1 protein-coding gene and 1 pseudogene are annotated in these 1,558 nt (G+C 35.6%); both read right to left on the bottom strand.

Features of this window, described 5'->3' with window-relative positions:
* Positions 1-316, bottom strand: a pseudogene (locus tag AC11ZT_RS00585) (electron transfer flavoprotein subunit alpha); the annotation flags it as partial.
* A 16-nt stretch (positions 317-332) separates the two neighbouring features.
* Complete coding sequence (locus tag AC11ZT_RS00580) at positions 333-1,121, bottom strand: electron transfer flavoprotein subunit beta/FixA family protein (RefSeq protein WP_484057743.1); 789 nt, start codon at positions 1,119-1,121, stop codon at positions 333-335.
* Between the last annotated feature and the right edge of the window lie 437 nt (positions 1,122-1,558).

Raw genomic sequence — 1,558 nt, 5'->3', positions numbered from 1 at the left:
CATTATATGTAGCGCCAATTAATATCGCTGCTGGCTTATACTTTTCTACTAATTTTGTCATTACATTTGCGTATCCGTCAGTAGAAAAATCTTTATACTCATCTCCTTCAACAACAATAACTTCATCAGCTCCATATGCTGTTGCAGATTTTACGACGGAGTCTAGATTTTTACCAATAACTACAGCAATGACCTTTTCATTATTGATCTGCGCGAGTCTTTTCCCTTGATGTAAGAGCTCCAAGCCTACATTTTTTGCTTTTCCCTCTGAAGTTTCGATAAACACCCAAATATTCTTATATTCTGCAAAGTCCATTCTTAGTGCCTCCCTCTTATACAAGCTTAGCTTCTAGTAAATTTCCCAATAATTTTTGTACGGATGTGCATGCACTTTCTTCCTGAATCTTAATGCCCGAATTTCTTTTTGGCGGTGTATATGATCTCTTTACTTTAGTTGGTGAGCCTTTAAGACCAATTTTCGTTCTATCAATATCAGGCATATCTGCAAAAGTTATTTCTTCAATTTCAGCTTTATTGGCGGCCATTTTACTTTTGATTGTTGCAAATCTTGGCTCATTAATTGATTTTACAACTGTACAAACAGCAGGAAGCTTAGACTCAATAATTTCGTAGCCTTCTTCCGTTTCTCTCTTAATTGTAATTTTTTCTCCTTCAACATCAATCTTTGTTGCATAAGTGAGTTGAGCAATTCCAAGGTGCTCTGCTAGGGCTGGTCCTACTTGTCCCGTATCTCCATCGATTGCCTGTTTACCACATAAAATCAGATCAAAATGTCCCAGTTTTTTAATAGCATTGGCCAAGATGTAGCTTGTGGCAAACGTATCTGAACCGCCAAATAGCTTGTCAGTAACTAATACAGCTTTATCTGCCCCTACTGAAATACATTCCTTTAAAGCAGCTTTAGCTTGTTGTGGTCCCATACTTAAGGCCGTAACCGTTCCTCCATGTGCTTCTTTAAGCTGTACCGCTGCTTCAAGCGCATGCTTATCGAATGGGTTTATAATACTTGGTACACCACTTCTTATTAGTGTATTCGTTACCGGATCAATTTTGATTTCTGCTGTATCAGGTACTTGTTTCACACAAACTAAGATATCCAAAATAAATTCCTCCTTACATTTTTAGGACTAAAAAAATTTATTGTTCTTTTAACTTATAATAGATCTCAATATTTCACTAATTCTTATTTCTTTGGGAATATAGAGAATCTATAAACAATGTGAATGAATTCACATTGTTAACTAAGTACCACCCCATCAAACTACAAGTAATAGCTGGAAATATAATAAAAGCACTAGAACATTCTTCTAGTGCTATCATTCTATTTGTTTTTTTTCAAACAGATCCTAGAATTTCAATTCAAACGTAATTTTCATGAAATTCTGGTCGGGTTTTGTTCTGTACTTGATCTACTCACAATCGGTTCAACCTTGCAAATTGTTAGTAATAACAGCGCACCTACTATCGCTACAATAGCACCTACATATAAGGCAAAATCATATTTTCCAGATAGGTCAATGATAAAGCCCGTCAATAA

The organism is Ectobacillus sp. (genome assembly GCF_056992975.1).
The sequence above is the reverse complement of the archived record's forward strand: the minus strand, read 5'-3'. Positions and strand labels throughout refer to the sequence as shown.